Raw genomic sequence first — 22,999 nt, 5'->3', positions numbered from 1 at the left:
CCGCCGCACATCGGTCAGCGGGCCGGACGACGATCGGCGACCACCTCGGCTCCCCCGGGCCGCCGGCCAGCAACACTATCCAGGACCTGCCGATCCGGACCACCGGCGGCACGGACGTCCTCGTCGTCGACCGCGCCGCAGTCCAGCCCGCGCAGCACGACGGTCGCGAGCGCCCGCGCCGTCGCGGGCTCGTCGAGCACCCCGCCGTCGCTGCGGTCCAGGTAGCCGGCCAACCGCTCGGCCGCCGCCGGGAGCGCGGCGCGGAAGAAGGCGTACGTCGCGAGGTAGCGGGTCACCAGCTGCGCCGGGTGCAGGTCCCAGCCCTGGTAGAAGCCGCGCACCAGGGCGCGGCGGACGAGGTGCGCATGGATGCGCCACGCCTCGTGCACGTGCTCGCGGGGGCCGACCGGTAGGACGTTGGTCGAGCCGTCGACGGCGTGGGCGCCGGTGCCGGCGACGGCGACCTGCATGAGGTGTTTGGCGAAGTCGGCCGCCGGGTGGTTGGCCGCCTGGTACGCCGCGGAGATCCCGAGCGAGGCGCTGTAGTCGTAGGTGCCGTAGTGCAGCCCGACCAGCCGCGGGCCGGCGACGTGCACCATGCGCGCGAGCGGGGCGGTGCCGTCGGGGCCGAGGACCGCCTGGGGGGTCTCGATCTGCAGCTCCAGGTCGAGGGCGACGTCGTGCGCCCCCTCCAGCGCCTCCAGGACGGTGAGGAACGCCCTCACCTGGTCGACGTCGGTGACCTTCGGGAGCGTGACCACCGCCCGGCCGGGACCCTGCCCGGCCAGGGTCCCGAGGAAGAGGTCCAGCGAGCGGACGCCGCGGCGGCGGGTCGGCGCCTCCAGCGACTTGGCCCGGATGCCGACCGACGGCGGCGCCGTGCCCCCCTGCACGTCCGCCGCGAGGACCGCGCCGGCCCGCAGCACGTCGTCGTCCTCGTGGTCGGGGCCGCCCCGGTAGCCGTCCTCGGCGTCGACCCGGAGGTCCTCGACCGCCTCGGTGGCGAGCTTGTGCCGCACGCGGGGCAGCACCTCCTCCACCAGGGCGGGGTCGAGCCCCAGGTCGGGCAGTCCGTGCTCGTCGAGGGCCTCGAGGGCCGCGCTCCCCCAGGACGCCGCCAGCCCCGGGACGACGGCGTCGGCAGGGACGTAGCAGGTGTGCACCGGTTGCCGCTGCGGCCACTCACCCGGGTACCGGGCCAGCCGCAGCGCATCGCCCGGCGTCAGCAGCCGGTCGAGCTCCGCGTACAGGTCCTCCGGCAGGGCGCCGTTCACTCCACGAGCCCGTAGGCAGGCAGGGTCAGGAAGTCGGGGAACTCGTCGGCCAGCGCGACCTGCTCGAACAGTCGCCGGGCGTCGTCCAGCCGGTCGAGCTCGCCGATGCCGGCCACCTCCTCGTCGATGACCCGGCGGACCAGCTCCTCGGTGACCGTCTCCCCGGTGTCCAGCTCGACGCCGGCGTGGACCCACTGCCACACCTGGGAGCGGCTGATCTCCGCGGTCGCGGCGTCCTCCATCAGCCCGTGGATGCCCACCGCGCCGTTGCCGGCCAGCCACGCCGCCAGGTAGCGGATGGCCACCTCGATGTTGGCCCGAAGGCCCGCCAGCGTGCGTTCCCCCGGGACGCCGGCCACGTCGAGCAGCTGCTCCGGGGTGACGTGCACGTCGTCCCGCAGCCGGTCGAGCTGGTGGGGCCGGTCGCCGAGGACGCCGTCGAAGACCTCCCGGCAGACGCCGACCAGGTCGGGGTGGGCCACCCACGAACCGTCGAAGCCGTCGCCGGCCTCGCGGGTCTTGTCCTCGCGGACCTTCGCCAGCGCGCGCTCGTTCGCCTCGGCGTCGCGCCGGCTGGGGATGGCCGCGGCCATGCCGCCGATCGCCAGGGCCCCGCGCCGGTGGCAGACGGCGACCAGCTGCTCGGTGTAGGCGCGCATCATCGGCGCGGTCATCGTGACCGCCGCGCGGTCGGGCAGGACGAACTCGGGGCCGGCGTCGCGGAAGACCTTGATGACGCTGAACAGGTAGTCCCAGCGGCCGGCGTTGAGCGCGGCGGCGTGCGGGCCGAGCTCGTGCAGCATCTCCTCCATCTCGAACGCGGCCGGGATGGTCTCGATGAGCATCGTGGCGCGGATCGAGCCGGCCGGGAGGTCGAGCACCTGCTCGGCGTGGTCGAAGACGAGCTTCCAGAGCGCCGCCTCGAGGTGGCCCTCCATCTTGGGCAGGTAGAAGTAGGGCCCGCTGCCGCGGTCGAGCTGCTCCTGCGCGTTGTGGAACAGGTAGAGCCCGGCGTCGACCAGCGCGCCGACCGCCGGCTCGCCGTCCACCAGCAGGTGCCGCTCGGGCAGGTGCCAGCCCCGCGGGCGCGGGACGATCGTCGGCAGCTCGCCGTCCTCGCGCAGCCGGTACTCCCGGCCGTCGGGGCTGCTGAACGCCAGCGTGCGGCGGACGGCGTCCTTCAGCACCACCTGCCCGCCCACGACGTTGCGCCAGTGCGGGGTGTTGGCGTCCTCCAGGTCGGCCAGCCAGACGTTCGCGCCGCAGTTCAGGGCGTTGATCGCCATCTTCGGCTCGGTCGGGCCGGTGATCTCGACCCGGCGGTCGACCAGCCCGGGCGGGGGTGGCGGCACCCGCCAGTCGCCGTCACGGATCGCCGCGGTCTCGGACCGGAAGTCGATCCGCCGCGCGGCGGCGATCTCGGCCCGGCGGGTCGCGCGGGCGGCGAGCAGCGCGTCGCGCTGGGTGCCGAACCGGGTCTGCAGGCCCGCGACGAAGTCCAGCGCCTCGGGGGTCAGGATCTCCTCGCCCCGCTCGACCGGAGGGCCCTCCACGCGCACGTCCACCACTCGCCGCACCTTCCTCCGACCGGCCGAGCTGGCATCCTCTCACCGTGGCGAGCCTCGACGAGTTCAACGACGAGCCGGCCGACCGGGCCGTCCAGGACCTGCGGGCCTGCAACGCCGCGCCGCGGTTCGCGGCGGAGGTGGCGGCCGGACGGCCGTACCGGGACGCCGAGACGCTGGTGGCCCGGGCCGAGGAGGTCGCCCGCGCGCTGCCGTGGGAGGACGTCGCGATCGCCCTCGCCGCGCACCCGCGGATCGGCGACCGGGTCGAGGGGTCGACCGCCGAGGCGGAGTCGTCCCGGCGGGAGCAGAGCTCGGTGTCCGGCGCCGACGACGCGACCCGGGAGGCGCTGCTGGACGGCAACCGCCGCTACGAGGAGCGCTTCGACCACGTCTTCCTGATCCGTGCCTCGGGGCGGTCGCCCGAGGAGATGCTGGCCGAGCTGGAGCGGCGGCTGGGCAACGACGAGGAGGCCGAGCGCGCCGAGGTCACCGAGCAGCTGGCGCAGATCACCGCGCTCCGCGTGAAGGCTCTCGTCTCGTGAGCGTGTCGACGCACGTGCTCGACGCGGTGCTCGGCCGGCCGGCGGCGGGGATCTTCGTCCGGCTGTACGCCGACCAGGAGCTGATCGCCGAGGGCGTCACCGACCACGACGGGCGCTGCCGGCTCACCGAGGACGCCACGGCGCTCGGCACGCACCGCCTGGTCTTCGCCACCGGCCGGTGGTTCGCCGAGCAGGACCGCGAGGCGTTCTGGCCGGAGGTGGTGCTGACCTTCTCCATCGCCGAGCCGGCCGAGCACCACCACGTGCCGTTGCTGCTCTCCCCCTTCGCGTACTCGACCTACCGCGGGAGCTAGCGCCGTCGTCGGTTCCACGTGCACCATGCGCCGCATGGCGATCGTGCTCGGACCGAACCAGTACGGGAAGGCGGAGGTCCGCGTGGTCGCGGTGGACCGCAGCTCGCCTCGGCACACGTTCTGGGACCTGGACGTCAGCTCGAGCCTGCGCGGCGACTTCACCGCCGCGCACACCGCCGGTGACAACGCCCACGTGCTGACGACCGACGCGCAGAAGAACACGGTGTTCGCGTTCGCCCGCGACGGCGTGGGCACCCCGGAGGAGTTCGGGCTGCGGCTGGCCCGGCACTTCGCCGGCTCCTATGACTGGATCACCGGCGCCCGGGTGGCCGTGGAGTCCTACGGCTGGGACCGGATCGCGGTGGGCGGGCAGCCGCACGACCACGCGTTCTCGCGCAACGGCAGCGAGGTGCGCACCGCCGTCGTCACCGTGGACGGGGACGACGCGCACGTGCTGGCCGGGCTGGGCGATCTCGTCGTCCTCAAGACGACGGGGTCGGAGTTCCGGGGCTTCCCGCGCGACCGGTACACGACCCTGGCCGAGACGAGGGACCGGATCCTCGCGACCGCGGTGACCGCCCGCTGGCGGTACGCGGGCACGGACCTCGACTTCGACGCCTGCTTCGCCGGCGTGCGGACCACCCTGCTCGAGACGTTCGCCTCGACGCACTCGCTGGCGCTGCAGCAGTCGCTGTACGCCATGGGCGAGGCCGTGCTGGAGCAGTTCGCGGACGTCGCGGAGATCCGGATGTCGATGCCGAACAAGCACCACTTCCTGCAGGACCTCTCCGCCTACGGCCTGCAGAACACCCCCGAGGGCGGCGCGGTGGTCTACCACGCCGACGACCGCCCCTACGGGCTGATCGAGGGCACGGTCCTGCGTGACGACGTCCCGCCCGCCGACCTCGCCTGGCAGGGCACGCCCGGCTTCTGCTGAGCCACCGGGGCGGATGGTCGGTGCCCGCGAGCGCCCTACGGTCGCGAGTCGAAGAACCAGTACCGGGCGACGATCAGGGCGATCACGCCGATGCCGACGACCACGACGACGACGGTCTCCACCTCACCGGCCTCCCGCCTCGATGCCGATGCCGCCGAAGACGGCGATCGCGTGGATCCGCACGTCGGCCGCGTGCTCGTCGTGGGTGCGCTGCACGACGCCGTCCCCGCCCATGCCGCCGACTCCGCGGAACCGCCACCACACCCGCCAGTCGGCCGGTACCTGCACCGCCGCACCACCCATGAGGACCCGCAGCGTGAGGTCGATGCCCTGGTCGGGCTGCGGGATGCCCGTCAGGTCGATCTCTGCGCCGGCCATGGCCATGTCCACGCGCAGCCGCGACAGGCCGGGGTTGCGCGGGTGCAGCTCCAGGCCGCCGTGCGTGAGCACCCGCCGGATCGACGTCGAGGACTCGTCGCCCTCGTCCTTCCGCCAGGCGGCCAACCGGCCGAGCGCGGCCACCGATGCCTGGACGGCGATCCAGCCGATGATCCACGGCCGGAGCTTCCGGAGGACAGGAGCGGGCGGACGCCTCATGGGGAGAGCCTGCCACCATCGGCGACCGTCACCGACGAGCGCGACGGCCCCGGTCGGTGGGCGCCTCGAGGCGACAGGGCGGTCATGGCCCGGAATTGACGGCGGCGGCGGTGGGAAGCCCCCCACCGCCGCCGCGTCTCAGGCCGCTCCGGTAGCGCGTCAGTACCGGAACCTCGCGACCGAGCTGTGGAGCGAGGTCGCCATGCGGGCGACCTCGTCGATGGCGGCCTGCGCGTCGGTCATCGCGCGGGTCGTGGATCCGGTGGCCGTGGCGACCGCGTCGATGTTCTCCGCGATCTGGCTGGCCGAGAGCGCCGCCTCCGCGACGTTGCGGTTCATCTCCGTCGTCGTGGCGGTCTGCTCCTCGACGGCGGCGGCGATGGTGCTCTGCGAGTCGTTGATCCGGGCGATGATCGACGAGATCTCGCCGATCGCCCGGACGGCGCCCTCGGTGTCGGTCTGGATCGCCTCGACCCGCTTCGAGATGTCCTCGGTCGCCTTCGCCGTCTCCTGCGCCAGCTCCTTGACCTCGTTCGCGACGACGGCGAAGCCCTTCCCCGCCTCTCCTGCCCGCGCCGCCTCGATCGTGGCGTTGAGGGCCAGGAGGTTCGTCTGCTCCGCGATCGAGGTGATCACCTTGACCACGCCGGCGATCTCCAGGGACGACTCGCCCAGCTTGGCCACCGTCGCGGTGGTGTCGTCGGCGGCGGCCACCGCCTGACCGGCCACTCGCGACACCTCGCTGGCGTTCTGCGCGATCTCGCGGATGGAGGCACCCATCTGCTCGGAGCCGGCGGCCACGGTCTGCACGTTGGTGGAGACCTGCCCGGCCGCCGACGCCACGATGCCGCTCTGCTGCGAAGACTCGTCGGCCAGGCGGGCCATGTCCTGGGCGCTGGCCGAGAGCTGCTCGGTCGCCGAGGCCAGCGTGGTGGAGCTGTCACCGATCGCGGTCATGACGGCGCGCACGTTGGCCATCGAGGCCTCGAGCGAGGCGGCCATCTGCCCGACCTCGTCGTTGCTCGTCACGTGGGTGGAGCCGCGCAGGTCGCCGTCGGCGAGACCGGCGAGGACGGCGCGGACCTGGTTCAGCGGCCGGACCACCGAGCGGGTCACGACCCAGCCCAGCAGGGCGAGCACGAGGACGCCGGCGACGGCGACGACGATCGCCGAGGTGATGGCGGTGCCGCGCTCGTCGTCCGAGTGGACGGCCGCCGCGTCGGCGAAGGCGGCGACCGCGTCCCCCATCGTCGGCAGCTGCTCCTCGAGGGCGGAGAACGCCTCGGCGAACTGCGGGTAGGCCGCGCCGGCGGCCGCCGGGTCTGCTCCGGCGGTGGTCACGATGGCGTCCGCCGAGGTCAGGTAGTCCTCCACCTCGGGGGTGACGGCCTCCACGGCGTCCACGACCTCGGGGCTGAGCGCGTCGGCCCGGGCCTCGTCGAGGATCGCGCGGAAGGTCCTGGTGTGGTCGGCCAGGTCGGCGGTCGCGGTCTCGTACAGCTCGCCGGTCCCGCGGCTGAGCAGCGCCTGGAGGACGTCGGCCCGGACGGCGTCGTGCATCATGTCGGCGAGCAGGGCGTCCTCGGTGGCCTCGGCGCTGGCCAGCAGCTCCCCGGCCGTCTCCCCGGTGTCCTGGAGAGCGCCGACGGTCACGACCGCGAAGACGCCGAGCGCCGCGGCGCCCGCCGCGACCAGGGCAGCCAGCTTCACGCCGAGCGGGCGGTCGGACCAGAGCGAACGCGCCATCGGGGTCTCCAGAGCCAGGGCCGGCCGGTGGTCGTCCACCGTTGCCGCGTTCTTCGGCCGGTCGGTGGAGCGACTACAGCCGAAGAACATGAAACTTCCGGCATTTCTGGTTCCGGAGCGGTGGGACCGGTTCAGCCGCTCGTCAGGCGGTAGAAGCGGAAGAAGTCGTGCTCGACCGGCAGCACCTCCACGCCGGCGAAGCCGGCCTCCCGGGCATAGCCCTCGAGCACGGCCGGCCGCATCACGGTGCCGGTCGCCGCCGACGGGGTGGTGGACATCGAGTCGGGCAGGCAGCAGGTCAGGCTGTAGCCGTACATCAGCCGCTCGACGTCGTTCCCCGGCGCGGTGAACGTCTCGGCCACCCGCTCGTCCACGACGAGGACGGTGCCGCCGGGCCGCACCATGGCCCGCACGGCCGACAGGACGCCGACCGGGTCGGGCATGTCGTGCACGCACTCGAATGCCGTCACCAGGTCGTACTGCTGCGCGTCCGCCAGGCTCCCGACGTCGGCGACGGCGAACCGCACGCGGTCGGCGACGCCGGTCTCGTCGGCGTTGCGCCGCGCCTGCTCGACCGACGGCTCGTCCACGTCGAACCCGTCGACCCGGGCGGCCGGGTAGCCGAGGGCGATCCCGATCGACGACCACCCCATGCCGCAGCCGACGTCCGCGACCCGGCCGCCGTCCCGGAGGACCGCGTCCACGTCGGCGATCCCGGGCAGCACCTCGGTGACCAGCGCGCCCGTGAAGAAGGGCCGGTTCGCGGCCGCCTGACCCTCCCGCGCCTCCGGGCCCATCTCGGCCCAGCTCACCCCGCCGCCGCTCCGGTACACCTCCGCCAGGCGCGGGACGTTGCGCGTGAAGGTCATGGCCACCCGGGCCAGGGGCGTCGCGTAGGAGGGGTCGACCTCGTCGACGAGGACGGCGCGGTGCTCGTCGGGGAGCGTGTAGCAGCGCTCGTCGGGTGCGGCCCCGACGTCGTCGACGGTGAGGTACCCGGCGACGGCCTGCTGCTCGAGCCACTCGCGGGCGTAGCGCGGGTGCGTGCCGGTCCGCGCCGCGAGCTGCGGCGCCGTGCACGGGGTGCCGGCCAGGGCGCGGTACCAGCCCAGCCGGTCACCGAGGTCGACCGCCGCCGCCTCGAAGGCTCCCGTGACGGCGGCGACGAGGCGGTCGGCGAGCGGGACGGGCGGCGTGGCTGTCATGGGCGGTCACCGTGGCCTGGTCCGGCCGCGGGGACAAGGGTCACCTGCGCGTGGAGACCGTCACCGTGAACTTCGGCGTCTGCCGGGCGACCCGGGTGGGACCGACGACGCGGCCCAGCACCGGCTTGTAGCGCAGCGCGCTGTTGTAGACCGTGAACAGCTCGCCACCGGGCCGCAGCACGCGCGCCGCCGCCGCGAACAGCCGGTCGGCGGCGGTCGTCACGACGGCGGCACCCACGTGGAAGGGCGGGTTGCACGCGACCAGGTCGACGCTCGCGTCGTCGAGGGAGTCGGCCGCGTCGTCCCGGACGACGCGCACCCGGTCGGCCACGCCGTTGGCCTCCGCCGTCGCGGCGGCGGACGCGACCGCCGCGGCCGACTGGTCGGCCGCCAGGACGGCGAGCCCGGGCCGGCTGCGCGCCAGCACGGTCGCGAGCACCCCCGTGCCGCAGCCCAGGTCGAGTGCCGTCCCGGCCCCCGGCGCCTGCTCCTCCAGGACGCCGAGCAGCGTCCGGGTGCCGATGTCGACCTTGGTGCCCGCGAACGCGGCTCCGTGCGCGCAGACCGTCAGCCCCAGATCGGGGTGCTCCTGCCGCCGCGGGAACGACGACGGTGCGGGCTCCGGCCGGCGGGCGACGAGCACCCGCGACTTCTGCCGCGCGAGGGTCGCCGAGACGTCGCCGAACGAGTCGCCGAGGACGTCGTTCATCGCGTGCGTCATGTGCTTGACCCGGCCGCCGACGAGCACGGTGACGTCGGGAGCGGCCACCGCGGCGACGCGCTCGGCGATCTCGCGCAGCGCGTCGAGCGCCTTCGGGGCCTGGACGAGGACGACCCGCGCCCCGGCAGCCACCTCGTCGAGCGGCAGCTGCCGGTAGGTGCCGGTCAGGTCGGTGCGCCCGGCGTTGAGCGCCAGCGCGCGCTCCCCGACCAGGAGGTCCTGCGCGACCCGCACGTCGGAGGCGCCGTGCAGGGCCACCGCGCCGAGGGTGAGGGCCCCGTACGCGTCGTCGACGACGGCGACCTCGCCCGGCCCGCAGAGCGCCAGCGCGGCCGCCGCCTCGTCGAGCAGCAGCCGGTCGGTCGCGTCGACGGCCACCAGCTCGGGCGCCTCGACGTCGGGCGCGCGCCGGAGCGCGCCGAAGAGGTCCTCGGCCGCGGTCACCGGGGGGTGGCCGCCACGAGGTCGGCGACGACCCGGGCCAGCTCGGGGCCGACGTCCTCCTGCAGGAAGTGGCCACCGCCCGCCAGCGTGGTGTGCGCCATCCCGCGTGCCCCGGGGACCAGCTTCTGGAAGACCCGGTCGCCGCCGCCGGTGATCGGGTCGCCGTCGGAGAAAGCGGTGAGGAACGGCTTCTCCCACCGGGTGAGGACCTCCCACGCCGCCCGGTTCGCGGCCGCGGCCGGGTCGTCGGGGCGGGTGGGCACCAGTGCCGGGAAGACCCGCGCGCCGGCGGTGTACCTGTCGTCGGGGAAGGGCGCGTCGTACGCGGCCACGACCTCGGCCGGCAGCGTCGTCCGGCACCCGTTGGCGACGACGCGGCCGATCTGGAACTCCGGGCTCTCCTGCGAGAACCGCTGCCACGCCAGGAACGCCTCGCTCATCGGCTGGTCGCCGGTCGGCAGGCCCGTGTTGGCGACGACGACGCGCGCGAAGCGGTCCGGGTGCTCCGCGACCAGCCGGAGGCCGATCAGGCCGCCCCAGTCCTGGCCGACCAGCGTGACGTGGTGCAGGTCGAGCCGGTCGAGCAGCGCCTCCCGCATCCACCCGACGTGCGCGGCGTAGCTGTAGGCCGCCCGGTCGGTCGGCTTGTCCGAGCGGCCGAAGCCCACGAGGTCCGGCGCGACGACGCGCAGGCCGGCCCCGGCCAGCACCGGGATCATCCGGCGGTAGAGGAAGGACCAGGACGGCTCGCCGTGCAGCAGCAGGACGGTCTCGCCGTCGGCCGGCCCCTCCTCGACGACCGCCACCCGCAGCCCGCCGTCCACCTCGACGTGGCGCGGCTCGTACGGGAAGTCGGGCAGGTCGGCGAACCGCTCCTCGGGCGTCCGCAGGATCTCCATGGCCTCTTCCTACGCGATGGCGTCCCGCCCGGCGCCACGGGGCAGGATCGGGCCCATGCCCGTGACCACGCGTGAATGGCAGCTGGCGGCCCGACCGCACGGCGAGCCGACCCCCGACGACTTCCGGCTCGTGGAGCTCGAGCGCCCCGATCCGGCCGAGGGGCAGGTCGTCGTGCGGATGCTCGCCATGTCGGTCGACCCGTACATGCGCGGCCGGATGAACGCGGGGAAGTCCTACGCGGCGTCGTGGGAGGTCGGCGAGACCATGAAGGGCGGCGCCGTGGGGCGGGTGGTCGAGTCCCGCTCGCCCGCCGTGCCGGAGGGCTCCCTGGTGCTGGCCGACGCGGCGTGGCGGGACGTCGCCGTCCTCGACGCCCGGCACGTCCGGGTGCTCCCCGAGCTCCCCGGCATCCCGCCGAGCTACCACCTGGGCGTCCTCGGGATGCCAGGGCTGACCGCCTGGGTCGGCCTGTTCCGGCTGGCGCAGTTCCGGGAGGGCGACGCGGTCTTCGTCTCCGGGGCCGCGGGCGCGGTCGGGAGCCTGGTCGGGCAGTTCGCCCGCCTGAACGGGGCTTCCGCCGTGATCGGCAGCGCCGGCACGCCGGAGAAGGTGCGCTGGCTGACCGAGGAGGTCGGCTATACGACGGCGTTCGACTACCACGACGGACCGGTCGCCCAGCAGCTGAAGGGCGCTGCACCCGACGGCATCGACGTCTTCTTCGACAACGTGGGCGGCGAGCACCTCGAAGCCGCCATCGGCGCCTTCAACGAGTTCGGCCGGGCGGCCCTGTGCGGCGCCATCTCCGGCTACAACGCGACCGAACCGCAGCCCGGTCCGCGCAACATGTTCATGCTCGTGACCAAGAAGCTGAGCCTGCGCGGGTTCATCGTCGGCGACCACGCCGACCTGCGGGACGAGTTCACCGAGAAGGTCACCCAGCTGGTCACCTCCGGGCGGCTCGTCGTCCGGGAGACCGTGCGCGAGGGGCTGGACGAGGCCGTGCCCGCCTTCCTCGACCTCCTGCGCGGCGGCAACACCGGGAAGATGGTGGTCAAGCTCGCCGACTGAGACCGCCACCGCGTGGGCAGGGCACCGGCCATGTGGCTCTTCTTCTCCCGTCGGCTGCGGATGTGGCTGGTCCTCACCGTCGTCGTCCCGCTCACCACCGGCCTGCTGCGCCGGGTCGGCCGCTCGCTCGAGCGGCGTCGCGGGCCGTCGTCGGTGAGCCGCACCCTGCTGAAGGCGGGCGACCTCGGCGACCGGGCGCGGGCGACCCTCCGGGGCGGACGCCGCCGGTGACGGAGCCGCGCCTCGAGGTGCGGCCGTCCGAGGGGGCGACCGCCGCGGTGGCGCTCTTCTGCCACGGCGGCACGGTGGCCAGCGTCCAGCCGCCCCGGGAGCGGGCGCTGTCGCTGGTCCGCATGCGCGCCGTCGAGCAGTTCGTCGCGGCGACAGGGACGGAGCGGGGGCTGACGACGTGCCTGCTGCGGTACCGGGTCGCCGGCTGGAACGGGATCGCGGCCGACGCGCTCGCCGACGTCCGCTGGAGCCTGCGCCGGATCCGCGAGGAGCACGGCGACGTGCCCGTCGTCCTCGTCGGCCACTCGATGGGCGGCCGGGCGGTGCTCCGTGCCGGCGGCGAGTTCGGTGTGCGGGCGGTCTGCGCCCTGGCCCCCTGGACGCCGCCGGGCGAGCCGGTCGCGCACCTGCGCGGCGCGACCGTGGCGATCCTCCACGGCCGCGGCGACCGATGGGTGCCCGCCGCGCTCTCCGCCGAGTTCGCCCCGCGCGCACAGGCAGCCGGTGCGCACGTCGCCCGCTTCACCGTCGCCGGCGGGCACAGCATGGTGCGGCGGGCGATGGTGTGGCACGCCTTCGCCCGGGACGTCGTCCTCGCCGGGGCGGGCCTGGCACCGATGCGCCCCGACATCGCTGACGCGCTCGCGCGGTCGGGCACGGACGGGCTGACGGTCGACCTCTAGGCCTACGACCGGGACCGACGGGTAGGTCGTCCGCGTGGAAGAGATCCTGGCGGACGTCGTCGGCGTCCTGGTCCCCGTCGTCGAGGCGTGCGGTGCCGTCGTCATCATCACCGGCGCCCTCTGGGCGTTCGCGCGGTTCGTGTGGGTCGGCCTGCGCATGCGGAGCACCGCGGCGTTCGTCCCCGTCCGCCTGACGCTCGGCCGCTTCCTCGCGCTGGGGCTGGAATTCCAGCTGGCCAGCGACGTGCTCCGGACGGCGGTCGCGCCCAGCTTCGAGGAGCTGGGTCAGCTGGCCGCCGTCGCGGCCATCCGCACCGCCCTCAACTACTTCCTCTCCAAGGAGATCGCCGAGGAGCGCCGCCAGGTGGCCGAGGACGAGGCGCGCGGTCCGGGCCCCGACGTGACCGCGCCGGAACACCGCGGGCGCACGGTGTGAGCGTGCTCGTCGAGGTCACGGCGGTCCTCGCGTCCGTCATCGCGGCCGCCGCCCTGGTCGCGGGCGTCGTGGCCCTCGTGGCGACCCGGCGGCCCGCCCTGGCGCTGGGGGTGTTCCTGGACCTGCTGCTCGCCGCCGGTCTGCTGCGGCTGATCGGCGACCCCGGCTGGTCGGCGATCCTCACCACGGCGGCGATCGTCGCCCTGCGCCGGCTGATCGGCGCGGGGCTGCGCGCCGGCGGGCGCGCCTGGTCCCTGCCGTCGATCGCCGGACCGCGTCAGGAGAACAGTGCGCTGTAGCCGTTGAGGGCCGGCTGCCCGCCGAGGTGGGCGTAGAGCACGGTGGACGACGGGTCGATCTCCCGGCGCCCGACCAGGTCGATGGTCGCGGCCATGGACTTCCCCTCGTACACCGGGTCGGTCACCATGCCCTCGGTCCGGGCGGCGAGCTCCATGGCGGCGATGGTCGCCGCGTCCGGGATGCCGTAGATGCCCGCGTGGTACCGCTCGTCGAGCTCGACGTCGTCCAGGGTCAGCTCGCGCTGCACCCCGATGGCTCGCGCCGTCCGCTGGGCGATCCGCAGGACCTGGTCGCGGGTCTCGGCCGGCTTGGCGGAGGCGTCGATCCCGAGCACCCGCCGCGGCCGGGCGCCCTGCTCCTCCAGCTGCGCGAAACCGGCGACCATGCCGGCCTGGGTGGACCCGGTCACCGAGCAGACGACGACGGTGTCGAAGAAGACGCCGAGCTCGGCCTCCTGCGCGGCGACCTCGTGCGCCCAGCCGGCGAAGCCGTGGCCGCCCAGCGGGTGGTCCGACGCCCCGGCGGGGATGGCGTAGGGCTTGCCGCCGCGCGCCTCGATCTCCGCGAGCGCCGTCTCCCAGCTCTCCTTGACGCCGATCCCGAAGCCGGCCGTGACCAGCCGGACGTCGGCCCCGGCCAGCCGGCTGATCAGGATGTTGCCGACCTTGTCGTAGACGGCGTCGGGCCAGTCCACCCAGCTCTCCTGGACCAGCACGCAGCCCAGCCCGACGCGGGCGGCGACGGCGGCGACCTGGCGGGTGTGGTTGCTCTGCACGCCGCCGATCGAGACGAGCGTGTCGCAGCCCTGCGCCAGGGCGTCGGCGACCAGGTACTCGAGCTTGCGGGTCTTGTTGCCGCCGAAGGCGATGCCGGAGTTCACGTCCTCCCGCTTCGCCCAGACGGCGGCGCCGCCGAGGCGCTCGGTGAGCCGGTCCAGCCGGTGCACCGGCGAGGGCCCGAAGAGCAGCGGGTAGCGGGGAAAGTCAGCGAGACCCATCGGAGTCGTCCTCCAGTTCGGACAGCAGCGCCGTCCAGATGTCGGTGGTGGTGGCGACGGCGTCCTCGACGTCGGCGGCCGCGCAGGCGGCGATCAGGCGTTCGTGCAGCTCCACGGATCGGCGTCCGTGGGCCTCGGCGAAGCGCCGGCGCTCCAGCCGGCGGACGGCCGGTGTGAAGCGGTCGACGGTGGCGGCGACCGACGCGTTGCCGCAGCGCGCGACCAGCACGCCGTGCAGGTCGTCGTCCGCCGCCACGGCCGCATCGACGTCCCCGGCCTCCAGCGCCGCCGCGAAGCGGTCGTTGGCCGCGCGCATCGCCGCGACGTCCTCGCCCGTCAGCCGGGGGACCGCCTCCCGGACGGCGACTTCGTGCATCGCGCGCACCACGACGGCTGCGTCGTGCACCTGGCCCGGGACGAGCGGGGTGACGCGGGTGTGGCTCTGCGGCTTGGCCTCGACCAGCCCCTCGTCGGCGAGGCGGGCCAGCGCGGCGCGCACGGGGGCGACCGACAGACCCATCCGCTGGGCGAGCTCGGAGTCCTTCACCACGGCACCCGGCGCGAGACCGCCGGTGACGATCGCCTCCCGCAGGACGGTGAGCGCCTGGTCGCGCAGGAGCACGCGCCGCACCGGGGGAAGAGGACCGCTCACAACTGACATCTCAGATGTCAGAGGCCGCCACGTCAATCCCCACCGTGCTTCATTGCGATGGAACACGGGATCGCTGCGGTGATTGGCAGGGAAGCGCCTCGTGGGCGGTCCTGCTCGCCCCTAGCGTCCGGGCCATGATCGAGTGGCAGACCGACCCGGCCGTCGCGGCGGCCCACTTCGCGCACCGCCTCGCCGTGGAGACCGACGTCAGCGACGTGGCGGCCGCCGTGGACTCCGGCCTGCCCGGCTTCGTCCTCCTGGACAGCCGCAGCGCGCAGGCGTGGGCGCAGGGCCGCATCCCGGGTGCGGTCCACCTGCCGGGAAGGGAGATCGCCGACCGGGCGGCCGCCGAGCTGGACCGGTCCGTCCCGGTGGTCACCTACTGCTGGGGCCCGGGTTGCAACGGGGCCACGCGCGCCGCGCTCGCGCTGGCGACCCTCGGCTTCCGGGTGCGCGAGATGATCGGCGGCTTCGAGTACTGGGCGCGGGAGGGCCTGCCGGTCGAGACCGACGGCGGCGTGCGCCGGTCGGCCGCCGATCCGCTCACCGCGCCCGCGGGGATCAGCTGCGGGTGCTGAGGTCCGGGGCCGGGTCGTCGGCCAGCCGCGCCCACAGCAGCTCGTCGTGCTTCACGCCGTCGCCGTAGCGGTACGAGCGCCGCGACCGCCCCTCCTGGACGAAGCCTGCCTTCTCGGCCACCCGGCCCGAGGCGGTGTTCTCCACGGCGTGGAAGAGCTCGATCCGATCGACCGGCAGCGTCCCGAACGCCCACCGGCAGACCGCGTCGACGGCGGCGACCGCGACGCCCCGCCCGCGCGCCGCCGGCGACGTCCAGTAGCCGACCTGGCCGTCGGTGCCCACCGGGTCGATGGAGTGCAGCGACACCGAGCCCAGCAGCTCGTCGCTCGCCGGGTCGACGACGGCCCACGAGACGTGGTCGGGGTAGCGCCCGGCCCGCCGCCCGAGCAGCGCGAGCGCGTCCTCCCGCGTGGCCACTCCCCCGCCGTTCCACATCCGGATCTCCGGGTCCTGGAACGCCGACCAGAGCGCCTCCAGGTCGTCGGGCCGCCAGGGCCGGAGCCGGAATGGGCCGGCCTCCAGCTCGACCGGCTCGATCGGCTCCAGTGCGACGGTCTCCACGCGCGGATCGTGCCGGAGCGGCTCAGCCCTCCGCGGACCCGGGCTCCGTCATCGGCTTGTGCGCCTTGCCCGCCAGCGAGTCGGGGAGCACGGCGGAGAGCGTGCCCATGACCTTGCTCGTCAGCGTCCCGGCGAAGACCGACGCCTCGCCCTTCATCAGCCCCTCATAGCCCTGCCGGGCCACCAGCGCCGGGTCGTCCTTGTCCGGATCGGCGCCCAGCTTGGTGTCGGTGAGGTCACCGCGGTCGAAGAACTCCGTCTCCGTCGGGCCGGGGAGCAGCGCGGTGACGCTGACCCCGGTCTCCGCCAGCTCCTCGCGCAGCGCCAGGGCGAGGGACTGCACGAAGGACTTCGACGCCGCGTACACGGCCTGGAAGGGCTCGGGGGCCTGCGAGGCGATCGAGGAGGTGAACAGGATCCGGCCCTCGCCGCGGGCGACCATGTCCTGCACGACCCGCTTGGCCAGGTGCACGGTGGAGCGGCAGTTGAGGTCGACGATCTCGAGCTCCCGGTCGAGATCGGTCTCGGCGAACCTCCCGCCGATGCCCACCCCGGCGTTGAGCGCCGCCGCGTCGAGGGGCCGGCCGGCGCCCCGGACCGCGGCGGTCAGCCGCTCGACGTCCTCCGGCTCGGTCAGGTCGACGCTCACCGGGGCGACCGTCGCGCCCATCGCGCGCAGCTCCTCGGTCACGTCGTCGAGCTCGACGTCCTCCGCGGCCACGATCAGGTCGAAGCCGTTCTCGGCGAACTGCTTGGCCAGCTCGCGGCCGATGCCGCTGGAGGCACCGGTGACGAGGGCGAGGGGACGGGCTGCGGGCGTGGTCACGGGACCTCCGGACGGATCGGGCGGTCGTCCCTCCTTGCCCCGGCACGTCCTCGGCGATGCGCCGACCTGCGGACCTCCGCCAGCGGGAGCACTATCAGTTGCACGACAGCAACAGTTCGAGGAGGACGCATGCCCCGCGTCGATCGCATCGCCGAGCCCTGGGGGAGCCGTACGCCCTACGGCCCCGGCGAGGCCTGGCCCACCCGGGTGGACTCATACCTGGTCGACGGGCTGACCGAGGACGACGTCGACCGCTGGGTCCAGTCGGCCACGATCCTGCACTCGAACGGCGACGGCCTGGACATCGCCGTGAAGGACGGGCGGATCGTGGGCGTGCGCGGCCGGGCGGTCGACCGGGTCAACCACGGTCGCCTCGGCCCGAAGGACCTCTTCGGCTGGCAGGCGAACAACTCCCCCGACCGGCTCACCCGGCCGCTGATCCGGCGGGACGGGGAACTGGTGGAGACCGACTGGGACACCGCGATGGACGCCGTCGTCGGCCGGTGCCGGGAGCTGCTCGAGGAGCAGGGCCCCAGCGCGATCAGCTTCTACACGACCGGGCAGCTCTTCCTGGAGGAGTACTACACCCTGGGGTTGATCGCCCACGGCGGCATCGGGACCAGCCACGTCGACGGCAACACCCGGCTGTGCACCGCCACCGCGGCCGCCGCCCTGAAGGAGACCTTCGCCAGCGACGGCCAGCCCGGCTCCTACACCGACGTCGACCACGCCGACGTGATCGCGCTGTACGGGCACAACATGGCCGAGACGCAGACGGTGCTGTGGACCCGCATCCTCGACCGGCTCGCCGGCCCCAACCCGCCGGCGGTCATCTGCGTCGACCCGCGGGAGACGCCCGTCGCCCGGGCCGCCACGGTGCACCTGGCTCCCCGCCCCGGCACCAACGTGATGCTGATGAACGCGCTCGTCCACGAGATCATCGCCAACGGGTGGGTCGACCGGGAGTTCGTCGACGCGCACAGCGTCGGCTTCGACGAGCTCGAGAAGCAGACGAAGGCCTACACCCCCGAGGTCGCCGCGGAGGTGTGCGACGTGCCGGCGGCGCAGATCCGGGAGGCCGCCCGGGTCATCGGCGGCGCACAGCGGCTGCTGTCCACCGCGCTGCAGGGCTTCTACCAGTCCCACCAGGCCACGGCCGCCGCCGTCCAGATCAACAACATCCACGTGCTGCGCGGCATGCTCGGCAAGCCTGGCTGCGGGATCCTGCAGATGAACGGCCAGCCGACCGCGCAGAACACCCGCGAGGCGGGGGCGGACGGCGATCTCCCGGCGTTCCGCAACTGGTCGAACGACAGCCACGTGGAGGACCTGGCGAGGGTCTGGAACGTCGAACCCATGCGGATCCCGCACTACTCGCCGCCGACGCACATCATGCAGCAGCTGCGGTACATCGAGGAGGGCTCGATCCGCTTCATGTACGTGACCGCGACGAACCCGGCGGTCTCGCTGCCCGAGCTGTCGCGGATCCGGTCGATCCTGTCGCAGGAGCGGCTGTTCCTCGTCGTCCAGGACATCTTCCTGTCCGAGACCGCCCAGCTCGCCGACGTCGTCCTGCCCGCCGCGACGTGGGGGGAGAAGACGGGGACGTTCACCAACGTCGACCGCACCGTCCACCTGTCGGAGAAGGCCGTCGACCCGCCCGGCGAGGCGCGGTCCGATCTCGACATCCTGATCGACCTCGCGCGACGGCTCGACCTGCGGGACAAGGACGGCGCCCCGCTGGTGAAGTGGACCGATCCCGAGGGCGCCTTCGAGGGCTGGAAGGAGTGCTCCCGCGGGCGGCCCTGCGACTACACCGGCCTCTCCTACGACAAGCTGCGCGGCGGCAGCGGCATCCAGTGGCCGTGCAACGACGAGCACCCCGAGGGCACCGAGCGCATCTACGTCGACGGCCAGTTCTGGGCCCAGCCCGACTACTGCGAGAGCTACGGCCGGGACATGGTCACCGGAGCACCCGTCGAGGAGACCGAGTACAAGGCGCTCAACCCCACCGGGCGGGCGGTGCTCAAGGCGGCCGAGTACCTGCCGCCGCACGAGCTGCCCAGCCAGGAGCACCCGTTCCAGCTGATCACCGGCCGGACGCTCTACCACTTCCACACCCGCACCAAGACCGGCCGGGCACCCCAGCTCCAGAAGGCCGCCCCCGAGGTGTGGGTGGAGATGTCGGCCGGCGACGCCGCCGATCGCGGGCTCGTGGAGGGCGACCTGCTCGAGGTGACCACCCCCCGCGGCCGGGTCCGCGCCAAGCTGCGGGTCAGCGGCATCCGCCCCGGCGTGCTCTTCCTGCCGTTCCACTACGGCTACTGGGACACCGCCGGCGAGCACGCACCGCCGGACGGCGAGGACGGACGGGCGGCCAACGAGCTGACGCTCACCGACTGGGACCCGGTGTCCAAGCAGCCGATCTTCAAGACCGCGGCCGCACAGGTGGAGCGGGTGGCCGCCGCCGACGGCCCGGCACCGGCGCCGACGACCACCGGTTCTGCGCCCGTGACCGCGGGGGTCCCGCCCACGCGCGGCGGCGACGACGCGCTCGCCCACGAGCTGGCAGGAGGACAGGCGTGAAGCTCGACCTGGCGATCGAGGAGCTGCACCGCTCGGAGAACCACCTGGTGTCCGTGCTGACGTCCATGTCGGACAAGCACAAGGCCGACCACGAGGTCTTCTACGTCTGCCGCGACATGGCCGGCTGGTCGCGCACGCACGTGGCGGAGCTGGCCCGCGTCGGGCGCGACTTCGGCCTCGATCTCGATCCCGAGGCCTCGGAGGAGCCGGGCCCGGTCGAGGCGCTCAAGCAGCGGGCCTCCGAGCTCACCGGCCGGAGCTCGGCCCCGGGGCTGCTGCTGCTCGCGGACCTGCGGCACCTCTACCGGGAGGCGGCCGGCACCTCCCTGGACTGGGAGGTGCTCGCCCAGGGCGCCCAGGGTGCGAAGGAGCAGGAACTGCTGGACGTGGCCGAGCGCTGCCACCCGCAGTCCCTGCGGATCGCGCGGTGGGCGAACTCGTACCTGAAGGTCGCCTCCCCGCAGGTGCTGGCCAGTTGACCCAGTCCCCGCCGGGATCGGCGCCGCAGGTCGTCCTGCGCCCGCTGGCCACACCGCTCGCCCTCGGCTTCCTGGCCCTGGTCCTGTCCACCGTGACCTTCAGCGCCGTCCAGCTCGGGTGGATCCCGCCGGCCGACGGGCGCGTCGCCGCCCTGGTCGCCGTGTTCGCGACCGCCCCGCTGCAGCTGCTCGCGTCGGTGATGGGATTCCTCGCCCGCGACCCGGTCGCGGCCACCGGGATGGGGGTTCTCGCCGGGACCTGGGGCGTCGTGGGCGTCACCACCCTGACCTCCCCGCCGGGTGCGACCAGCGAAGGCCTCGGCGTCCTGCTGCTCACCGCGGGCGTGTGCATGCTCGTGCCGGCCCTGTCGGCCGGCAGCAAGCTGGTGCCTGCGGCGGTCATGCTGCTGGCGGGCACCCGGTTCGCCGTCACGGGGGTCTACGAGCTCAGCTCGTCCGCGGCCTGGAAGACGGCGGCCGGCTCGACGGGGCTCCTGCTGGGGGCGGTCGCCCTCTACGCGGCCCTGGCGCTCGAGCTCGAGGGCTCGCACCGGCGCACCGTCCTGCCCCTCGGCCGACGGGGCGAGCAGCCGATCGGCGACGACCCCGGCGTCCGACCCCAGCTGTGACCGTCAGGCGCTGACGGACACACCCACCCCGCCGCGGGTGTGCGCGCCGTAGCGCGCGATCTCGCGGTCGAGGTCCAGCGGCGCGGTGATCGCCGCGCCCTCGGTCACCTCGGGGGTGATCAGGTCGGCCGGCAGCAGCCAGGAGACCTCGAACTCCAGGCCGTCGGGGTCCTGGGCGTACAGCGCCTTGGTGGTCGCGTGGTCCGACTGGCCCACGAGCGCCCCGGCCCGCAGCAGCGCGTCGCGGATCCGGGCGAGCTCGGCGAGCGTGTCGACCTCCCACGCCAGGTGGTAGAGCCCGACGGTGCGGCGGCCGGCCTCGGAGGCACCGGCACCCGACCCGATCTGGAACAGGCCCAGGTCGTGGTCGTTGGTCGAGCCCTCCGCCTGCAGGAAGACGGCCGCGCCGGGGATCTCCATCTTCGCCCGGAAACCCAGGACGTCCCGGTAGAAGGCGTGGCTGCGCTCGACGTCGCGGACGTAGAGGACGGCGTGGTTCAGGCGCTGGACCGGCATGGGGACCAAGTTACATGAAGTCTCAAGTATTTGCGCTCCGGTGAGCCCGACCGTGGCCCCGGGGGGCCACGGTTCGGCCCGCGCGTGACAGCGGCCAGGGCAGGTGAGGAGTGCCAGCCCACCCGGACCACCCTGCGAGGCCGCCGTGTACCTGTCGAAGACCGAGGCCGCCGTCCTGCCCACCGTGCTGGGCGCCGGACGCCCGGCACCGGTGGCGACCACGCGCCGCATCTGGCCGCTGCTGGGCCCGGCGTTCGTCGCGGCCGTCGCCTACGTGGACCCCGGCAACGTCGCGACGAACTTCTCCGGCGGCGCCGCCTTCGGCTACACGCTCCTGTGGGTCATCGTCGCCGCGAACCTCATGGCGATGCTCATCCAGTCGCTCACCGCCAAGCTGGGGCTGGCGACGGGGCGCGACCTGGCCACCAACTGCCGGGAGCGCTTCCCCCGGCCGGTCACCTGGGGCCTGTGGGTGCAGGCCGAGGCGGTGGCGATCGCGACCGACCTCGCCGAGATCGTCGGCGGCGCCGTCGCGCTGCACCTGCTCTTCGGCGTCCCGCTGCCGATCGGCGGGGTCATCACCGCCCTCGTCGCCTTCGTCCTGCTCGCCGCGCAGTCCCGCGGGCACCGGCCCTTCGAGCGGGTCATCACCGGCCTGCTGCTGGTGATCGGCCTGGGCTTCGGGTACACCCTGGTCGGCTCGGGGGTCGACGTCGGCGGCGCGGCGGCCGGGCTCGTCCCGTCGTTCGACGGTCCGGAGAGCATCGTGCTGGCCACCGGCATCCTCGGCGCCACGGTCATGCCGCACGTGATCTACGTGCACTCCGCGCTGACCCCCGGCCGCTACGGCGACGTCGTCACCGCGGGCCGGACCTACGAGGGACGGCGGCGGCTGCTCAAGGCGCAGCGGCTGGACGTGCTCCTGGCGATGGGGCTGGCCGGTCTGGTGAACGCCGCGATGCTCGTCATCGCAGCGCAGCTGTTCACCTCGGGCAGCGGGGCCGACACCCTGGAGGGCGTGCACGCCGGGCTCGGCGACCAGCTCGGCAGCGGGGCCGCGCTCGCGTTCGCCCTCGCCCTGCTGGCCTCCGGCTTCGCGTCCTCCTCGGTGGGCACCCACGCCGGCCAGGTGGTGATGGCCGGGTTCCTCCGCAAGCACGTCCCGGTGCTCGCCCGGCGGCTGATCACCCTGGCCCCCGCGCTGGCCGTGCTGGTCCTCGGCGGCGACCCGACGACGGCGCTGGTGTGGTCGCAGGTGGTGCTGTCCTTCGGCATCCCGTTCGCGCTGGTGCCCCTGCTCTGGCTGACCAGCCGCCGCGACCTCATGGGGGGCTGGGTCAACCGCCGGGTCACCACCGTCGCCGGCAGCGTGGTGGCCGCGCTGATCATCGGCCTCAACGCGCACCTGGTCCTGGGGTTCGTCCTGGGCTGACCGGGAGGGCTACCATCCGGGGCACAACCGAACACACACAGCAGGGGAGCGCTTCGGCGCTGAGAGTGCGGGCAACCGCAGACCCTCGAACCTGATCCGGGTCATGCCGGCGCAGGGAGCCTGGAGGAAGTCATGGCCGAGCAGGCCGTCCGTCCGTCGTCCGATGCCGTCTCCGAGCCGGCCCGCCGCTGGCGGACCGTGGACATCGTGGTCACCGCCGTCCTCGGCGTGGCCTTCGGCATCGTCTTCTGGGCGTGGGGGCTGCTGTGGGCAGCCCTCGACGCCCCGTTCACCGCCTTCCCGCCGGGTCAGGCCGTCATGTACGGCGTGTGGCTGGTGCCGGCGGTCCTCGCGCCGCTGATCGTCCGCAAGCCCGGCGCCGCGCTGTTCGCCGAGCTGATGGCCGCGATCGTCTCGGCGCTGCTCGGGTCCACCTGGGGGACGCTGACCATCGTGTACGGCCTGCTGCAGGGCCTCGCCGGCGAGCTGGGCTTCGCGGCCTTCCGGTACCGCCGGTTCGGCTGGCCCCAGGCGCTGCTCGCCGCGCTGTGCGCGGGCGCCATGGCCGCCGTCCTCGACCTGGTCAACTACTACCCCGACTGGACCGGCGGCTGGAAGTCCGCCTACGTCCTGCTCGTGGTCGTCAGCACGACGGTCGTGGCCGGGCTGGGCGGGCTCGCGCTCTCCCGTGCGCTGGCCGCGAGCGGTGCGCTGGCACCGTTCGGCGTCTCCCGCACCCGGGTCTGACCACGACCGGCACCACCGGTCGCGGACCG

26 protein-coding genes and 1 riboswitch are annotated in these 22,999 nt (G+C 74.1%); of the genes, 14 read left to right on the top strand and 12 right to left on the bottom strand.

The window, feature by feature from the left end; genetic code table 11:
• Nucleotides 1–14: 14 nt before the first annotated feature.
• Both DCS98_RS15095 and aceB read right to left on the bottom strand, forming a co-directional pair.
• Nucleotides 15–1,274 carry a DUF6986 family protein gene (locus tag DCS98_RS15095; RefSeq protein WP_241038061.1) on the bottom strand — a complete coding sequence of 420 codons (1,260 nt, stop codon included), beginning with the start codon at nt 1,272–1,274 and terminating at the stop codon, nt 15–17.
• Nucleotides 1,271–2,839: a malate synthase A gene (gene aceB / locus DCS98_RS15090; protein ID WP_241038059.1), complete on the bottom strand. Its 1,569-nt coding sequence runs from the start codon at nt 2,837–2,839 to the stop codon at nt 1,271–1,273. Before aceB ends, DCS98_RS15095 begins: the two co-directional genes overlap by 4 nt.
• A gap of 47 nt (nt 2,840–2,886) precedes the next feature.
• Between aceB and uraD the strand changes: the two genes are divergently transcribed.
• The 3 genes from uraD to pucL are packed head-to-tail and all read left to right on the top strand — an operon-like array spanning nt 2,887 to nt 4,635.
• Nucleotides 2,887–3,384 carry a 2-oxo-4-hydroxy-4-carboxy-5-ureidoimidazoline decarboxylase gene (gene uraD / locus DCS98_RS15085; RefSeq protein ID WP_116452166.1) on the top strand — a complete coding sequence of 166 codons (498 nt, stop codon included), beginning with the start codon at nt 2,887–2,889 and terminating at the stop codon, nt 3,382–3,384.
• Nucleotides 3,381–3,698: a hydroxyisourate hydrolase gene (uraH, locus tag DCS98_RS15080; RefSeq protein WP_116452165.1), complete on the top strand. Its 318-nt coding sequence runs from the start codon at nt 3,381–3,383 to the stop codon at nt 3,696–3,698. Before uraD ends, uraH begins: the two co-directional genes overlap by 4 nt.
• A gap of 34 nt (nt 3,699–3,732) precedes the next feature.
• Entirely contained in the window at nt 3,733–4,635 is a 903-nt protein-coding gene (gene pucL, locus DCS98_RS15075) for a factor-independent urate hydroxylase (protein ID WP_116452283.1), read from the top strand.
• 123 nt (nt 4,636–4,758) lie between these two features.
• Here the strand turns inward: pucL and DCS98_RS15070 are convergent, their stop codons facing one another.
• The 5 genes from DCS98_RS15070 to DCS98_RS15050 all read right to left on the bottom strand — a co-directional run bounded on the left by DCS98_RS15070 (nt 4,759) and on the right by DCS98_RS15050 (nt 10,247).
• Nucleotides 4,759–5,232 (bottom strand): hypothetical protein, encoded by a 474-nt coding sequence (locus DCS98_RS15070; RefSeq protein ID WP_116452164.1) that lies wholly within the window; start codon nt 5,230–5,232, stop codon nt 4,759–4,761.
• A gap of 159 nt (nt 5,233–5,391) precedes the next feature.
• Nucleotides 5,392–6,978 carry a methyl-accepting chemotaxis protein gene (locus DCS98_RS15065; RefSeq protein WP_116452282.1) on the bottom strand — a complete coding sequence of 529 codons (1,587 nt, stop codon included), beginning with the start codon at nt 6,976–6,978 and terminating at the stop codon, nt 5,392–5,394.
• A gap of 131 nt (nt 6,979–7,109) precedes the next feature.
• The gene (locus DCS98_RS15060) at nt 7,110–8,183 is read right to left on the bottom strand and encodes a class I SAM-dependent methyltransferase (protein ID WP_116452163.1); all 1,074 of its coding nucleotides are present in this window, start codon (nt 8,181–8,183) and stop codon (nt 7,110–7,112) included.
• Nucleotides 8,184–8,223: 40 nt separating this feature from the next.
• Entirely contained in the window at nt 8,224–9,348 is a 1,125-nt protein-coding gene (locus DCS98_RS15055) for a class I SAM-dependent methyltransferase (protein ID WP_116452162.1), read from the bottom strand.
• Nucleotides 9,345–10,247, bottom strand: coding sequence for a haloalkane dehalogenase (locus tag DCS98_RS15050; RefSeq protein ID WP_116452161.1), 903 nt, complete (start codon nt 10,245–10,247; stop codon nt 9,345–9,347). The genes DCS98_RS15055 and DCS98_RS15050 overlap by 4 nt, the downstream gene beginning before the upstream one ends.
• A 55-nt stretch (nt 10,248–10,302) precedes the next feature.
• Between DCS98_RS15050 and DCS98_RS15045 the strand changes: the two genes are divergently transcribed.
• Genes DCS98_RS15045 through DCS98_RS15025 form a run of 5 tightly spaced genes read left to right on the top strand, consistent with a single transcriptional unit; the run spans nt 10,303 to nt 12,965 of the window.
• Nucleotides 10,303–11,316, top strand: coding sequence for an NADP-dependent oxidoreductase (locus tag DCS98_RS15045; protein WP_206340280.1), 1,014 nt, complete (start codon nt 10,303–10,305; stop codon nt 11,314–11,316).
• 12 nt (nt 11,317–11,328) lie between these two features.
• Nucleotides 11,329–11,547: a hypothetical protein gene (locus tag DCS98_RS15040; protein ID WP_241038056.1), complete on the top strand. Its 219-nt coding sequence runs from the start codon at nt 11,329–11,331 to the stop codon at nt 11,545–11,547.
• A complete protein-coding gene (locus tag DCS98_RS15035; protein WP_116452159.1) occupies nt 11,544–12,230 on the top strand; it encodes an alpha/beta fold hydrolase in 687 nt (228 codons plus the stop codon). Before DCS98_RS15040 ends, DCS98_RS15035 begins: the two co-directional genes overlap by 4 nt.
• A 34-nt stretch (nt 12,231–12,264) precedes the next feature.
• Nucleotides 12,265–12,666 carry a DUF1622 domain-containing protein gene (locus DCS98_RS15030; protein ID WP_116452158.1) on the top strand — a complete coding sequence of 134 codons (402 nt, stop codon included), beginning with the start codon at nt 12,265–12,267 and terminating at the stop codon, nt 12,664–12,666.
• A 2-nt stretch (nt 12,667–12,668) separates the two neighbouring features.
• Entirely contained in the window at nt 12,669–12,965 is a 297-nt protein-coding gene (locus tag DCS98_RS15025; protein WP_116452280.1) for a hypothetical protein, read from the top strand.
• Here DCS98_RS15025 and DCS98_RS15020 read toward each other — a convergent pair.
• Both DCS98_RS15020 and DCS98_RS15015 read right to left on the bottom strand, forming a co-directional pair.
• Nucleotides 12,944–13,963, bottom strand: a complete 1,020-nt coding sequence (locus DCS98_RS15020) for a 1-aminocyclopropane-1-carboxylate deaminase (protein WP_116452157.1) — start codon at nt 13,961–13,963, stop codon at nt 12,944–12,946. The two genes, DCS98_RS15025 and DCS98_RS15020, sit on opposite strands and share 22 nt — an antisense overlap.
• On the bottom strand, nt 13,950–14,594 hold the full coding sequence (locus DCS98_RS15015; protein WP_241038054.1) for a GntR family transcriptional regulator: 645 nt from the start codon (nt 14,592–14,594) through the stop codon (nt 13,950–13,952). Before DCS98_RS15015 ends, DCS98_RS15020 begins: the two co-directional genes overlap by 14 nt.
• Before the next feature lie 155 nt (nt 14,595–14,749).
• Here DCS98_RS15015 and DCS98_RS15010 point away from each other — a divergent pair, with 155 nt between their 5' ends.
• Complete coding sequence (locus DCS98_RS15010; protein ID WP_116452155.1) at nt 14,750–15,193, top strand: rhodanese-like domain-containing protein; 444 nt, start codon at nt 14,750–14,752, stop codon at nt 15,191–15,193.
• Here DCS98_RS15010 and DCS98_RS15005 read toward each other — a convergent pair.
• Both DCS98_RS15005 and DCS98_RS15000 read right to left on the bottom strand, forming a co-directional pair.
• Nucleotides 15,177–15,755, bottom strand: coding sequence for a GNAT family N-acetyltransferase (locus tag DCS98_RS15005; protein ID WP_241038046.1), 579 nt, complete (start codon nt 15,753–15,755; stop codon nt 15,177–15,179). The two genes, DCS98_RS15010 and DCS98_RS15005, sit on opposite strands and share 17 nt — an antisense overlap.
• Before the next feature lie 22 nt (nt 15,756–15,777).
• On the bottom strand, nt 15,778–16,581 hold the full coding sequence (locus DCS98_RS15000; protein WP_116452154.1) for an SDR family NAD(P)-dependent oxidoreductase: 804 nt from the start codon (nt 16,579–16,581) through the stop codon (nt 15,778–15,780).
• A gap of 129 nt (nt 16,582–16,710) precedes the next feature.
• Between DCS98_RS15000 and DCS98_RS23655 the strand changes: the two genes are divergently transcribed.
• The 3 genes from DCS98_RS23655 to DCS98_RS14985 are packed head-to-tail and all read left to right on the top strand — an operon-like array spanning nt 16,711 to nt 20,275.
• Entirely contained in the window at nt 16,711–19,167 is a 2,457-nt protein-coding gene (locus DCS98_RS23655; protein WP_116452153.1) for a molybdopterin oxidoreductase family protein, read from the top strand.
• Nucleotides 19,164–19,646, top strand: coding sequence for a hypothetical protein (locus DCS98_RS14990; RefSeq protein ID WP_116452152.1), 483 nt, complete (start codon nt 19,164–19,166; stop codon nt 19,644–19,646). The genes DCS98_RS23655 and DCS98_RS14990 overlap by 4 nt, the downstream gene beginning before the upstream one ends.
• Nucleotides 19,643–20,275 (top strand): acetate uptake transporter family protein, encoded by a 633-nt coding sequence (locus DCS98_RS14985; protein ID WP_164704582.1) that lies wholly within the window; start codon nt 19,643–19,645, stop codon nt 20,273–20,275. Before DCS98_RS14990 ends, DCS98_RS14985 begins: the two co-directional genes overlap by 4 nt.
• 3 nt (nt 20,276–20,278) lie before the next feature.
• On the opposite strand, the gene DCS98_RS14980 is transcribed toward DCS98_RS14985, so the two are convergent.
• Nucleotides 20,279–20,791, bottom strand: a complete 513-nt coding sequence (locus tag DCS98_RS14980; RefSeq protein ID WP_116452150.1) for a VOC family protein — start codon at nt 20,789–20,791, stop codon at nt 20,279–20,281.
• A 145-nt stretch (nt 20,792–20,936) separates the two neighbouring features.
• Between DCS98_RS14980 and DCS98_RS14975 the strand changes: the two genes are divergently transcribed.
• Nucleotides 20,937–22,223, top strand: a complete 1,287-nt coding sequence (locus tag DCS98_RS14975; protein ID WP_116452149.1) for an Nramp family divalent metal transporter — start codon at nt 20,937–20,939, stop codon at nt 22,221–22,223.
• Nucleotides 22,224–22,255: 32 nt separating this feature from the next.
• A riboswitch (TPP riboswitch) is annotated at nt 22,256–22,359 on the top strand.
• Nucleotides 22,356–22,970, top strand: coding sequence for an ECF transporter S component (locus DCS98_RS14970; protein WP_116452148.1), 615 nt, complete (start codon nt 22,356–22,358; stop codon nt 22,968–22,970). It overlaps the preceding riboswitch by 4 nt.
• The last annotated feature ends 29 nt before the right edge of the window (nt 22,971–22,999 follow it).

Origin of the sequence: Blastococcus litoris (assembly GCF_003075095.1) — a bacterium.
Taxonomy (GTDB): Bacteria; Actinomycetota; Actinomycetes; order Mycobacteriales; family Geodermatophilaceae; genus Blastococcus_B; species Blastococcus_B litoris.
This window is presented reverse-complemented; position numbering and strand designations above follow the sequence as displayed.

Bases quoted from the DNA above. Each gene is read 5' to 3' on its own strand.
- DCS98_RS15065 (WP_116452282.1), bottom strand. From the start codon at position 6,978: ATGGCGCGTTCGCTCTGGTCCGACCGCCCGCTCGGCGTGAAGCTGGCT.
- DCS98_RS15060 (WP_116452163.1), bottom strand. From the start codon at position 8,183: ATGACAGCCACGCCGCCCGTCCCGCTCGCCGACCGCCTCGTCGCCGCC.
- DCS98_RS14980 (WP_116452150.1), bottom strand. From the start codon at position 20,791: ATGCCGGTCCAGCGCCTGAACCACGCCGTCCTCTACGTCCGCGACGTC.
- DCS98_RS14970 (WP_116452148.1), top strand. From the start codon at position 22,356: ATGGCCGAGCAGGCCGTCCGTCCGTCGTCCGATGCCGTCTCCGAGCCG.
- DCS98_RS23655 (WP_116452153.1), top strand. From the start codon at position 16,711: ATGCCCCGCGTCGATCGCATCGCCGAGCCCTGGGGGAGCCGTACGCCC.
- pucL (WP_116452283.1), top strand. From the start codon at position 3,733: ATGGCGATCGTGCTCGGACCGAACCAGTACGGGAAGGCGGAGGTCCGC.
- DCS98_RS15020 (WP_116452157.1), bottom strand. From the start codon at position 13,963: ATGGGTCTCGCTGACTTTCCCCGCTACCCGCTGCTCTTCGGGCCCTCG.
- DCS98_RS15045 (WP_206340280.1), top strand. From the start codon at position 10,303: ATGCCCGTGACCACGCGTGAATGGCAGCTGGCGGCCCGACCGCACGGC.
- DCS98_RS15070 (WP_116452164.1), bottom strand. From the start codon at position 5,232: ATGAGGCGTCCGCCCGCTCCTGTCCTCCGGAAGCTCCGGCCGTGGATC.
- DCS98_RS15050 (WP_116452161.1), bottom strand. From the start codon at position 10,247: ATGGAGATCCTGCGGACGCCCGAGGAGCGGTTCGCCGACCTGCCCGAC.
- DCS98_RS15010 (WP_116452155.1), top strand. From the start codon at position 14,750: ATGATCGAGTGGCAGACCGACCCGGCCGTCGCGGCGGCCCACTTCGCG.